Consider the following 1,726-nt stretch of genomic DNA (forward strand, 5'->3'; position numbering starts at 1 on the left):
GCACCGTGGTGGATCTCGTCCTGGCGCCCGGCCTGCGTCGCCACGGCTCGGAGACGGTCGCCGCGTCGATCCTCGAGGCCACCGCGGACGCCGTCGAACAGGCCAACGCGCGACGCGCCGAGCTGGTGTCGGGCTCGGTCGCGCTGGCGGTGATCGGCCGCAGACGCGCCGCCGAGGACGCCGCCCGCCGGTACCCGGACGCCACCCGGGCGGGCCGTGGCACCGGCTGAGCGGGCGTGGATATGCTGACCAGCATGGCCAAGGACATCGTCCCGATCGAGCTCGGTCTCCCGGAGGGAGACGTCACGACCCTCTGGGCACCCAGCTGGCGCGAGGACAACGACGACTGGGAGGCGTTCCTCGGTCTCGGCGACGACCTCTACGCGTTCGACTCGACGGCCGAACTCCTGGCCCTGGTCCGCAGCGGCGCCGAGCACGACCTGCAGGACCACCCCTCGTGGGAGCAGTTCGCGCAGTCCGACGTCCTCGACTTCCGCGCCGCCGACGAGAACTGCTACGACCTGGTCGGCGTCCTCGAACTGCTCGGCGAGAACCCCACCGAGTCCTCGGTCGACGAGATCGACCAGTCCTTCGCGATCGCCCGCTCGATCGGCGAGGTGTGCGAACTCGACACCGTGACCAAGTTCTTCAACGGCAACCCCGTCCTTGCGTCCGTCACGCACGGCATGGACGAGTTCTACGGCCGCGACGGGCTCAAGCTGTGGAAGTCCATCCGCAAGACCGTCGCCAAGGGTTGGGACGACGTCCTCGACGCCATCCAGGACGTCATGACCACCCCCGAACTCGACCGCGGCGAGGTCGAGCGGGCCCGGTACGACCTCGAGACCGCCGAGGCTGCGCTCCCCGAGCCGGAGCCGGAACCCGAGCCCGCACCCACCGGCTACCCCGAGGGCTCCCTGTGGGAGAGCGTCGGGATCGACCCCATCAAGATCGTGTTCTCCGACCAGGAGTACCTCAGCCTGCGCTGCTACCTCGGGGACCGCCCCGTGTTCCTCGGGGACGGCGACCAGGCCTACGTCTTCACCAGCCCCCGCGGCCTGGCCCGCTTCCTGGCGGACAACGACGACGCGACACTCAGCCGGGTGGCCACGTACGAGCGCGTCAAGCTCGCCGCGGTCGACGGCAGCCTCGACGTCCACGTCACCGACGACAACGCCTACGTCCTGGCAGGGCTCGACCGCGACATCGAGGTCGGCCCCGACATGGTCGACCCCGATCAGCTCGGCCTGGCCGTGGAACTCGTCACCGACCTCGCCAACTATGTCGGCGACGCCGAGCTCGAGGCGTCGGTCACCGGCCGCGGCTCGGCGCTGCGCCGGTTCGTGCACTACGTGCTCAACCCCGACGACGCCAAGCTGCTCGAGCCGACCGCGCCGTTCGACGACGAGGCCACCGAGTGGCGCGACCTCGTCGACGACGTCGAGAAGCTCGTCACCACGCCCGACATCGCCTGACGGGTCACCACCCGCGCAGGCGGTCGGCGACCTCTCCCGCGGGACCGCGCCCCGGGCCCGTCCCCAGGGCGGCCCGGAGTTCGTCGACGGCGGCGGGCAGGCGTCGCTCATCACCCGCGTGGACGGTGGCCACCACGTCCCCGGGCCTGACCACCTCGCCCTCGACGCGGTGCAGCAGGACGCCGGCGGCGTGGTCGACCGCCTCGCCCGGGCGGGAGCGTCCCGCCCCGGACAGCCACGACGCGCGCCCG

1 protein-coding gene and 2 pseudogenes are annotated in these 1,726 nt (G+C 71.9%); 2 read left to right on the top strand and 1 reads right to left on the bottom strand.

The window, feature by feature from the left end; translation table 11 throughout:
• A pseudogene (locus G6030_RS14235) lies at nucleotides 1–230 on the top strand (YbaB/EbfC family DNA-binding protein); the annotation flags it as partial.
• 24 nt (nucleotides 231–254) lie between these two features.
• Nucleotides 255–1,475: a primosomal protein gene (locus G6030_RS14240; RefSeq protein WP_182643573.1), complete on the top strand. Its 1,221-nt coding sequence runs from the start codon at nucleotides 255–257 to the stop codon at nucleotides 1,473–1,475.
• A gap of 4 nt (nucleotides 1,476–1,479) precedes the next feature.
• On the opposite strand, the pseudogene G6030_RS14245 reads toward G6030_RS14240, so the two are convergent.
• Nucleotides 1,480–1,726: pseudogene (locus G6030_RS14245) on the bottom strand (thymidine phosphorylase); the annotation flags it as partial.

It is taken from the genome of Dietzia sp. E1, assembly GCF_014145015.1.
In the GTDB taxonomy this organism is placed as follows: Bacteria; Actinomycetota; Actinomycetes; order Mycobacteriales; family Mycobacteriaceae; genus Dietzia; species Dietzia cinnamea_A.

Coding starts and splice junctions, on each gene's coding strand:
- G6030_RS14240 (WP_182643573.1), top strand. CDS start 255: ATGGCCAAGGACATCGTCCCGATCGAGCTCGGTCTCCCGGAGGGAGAC.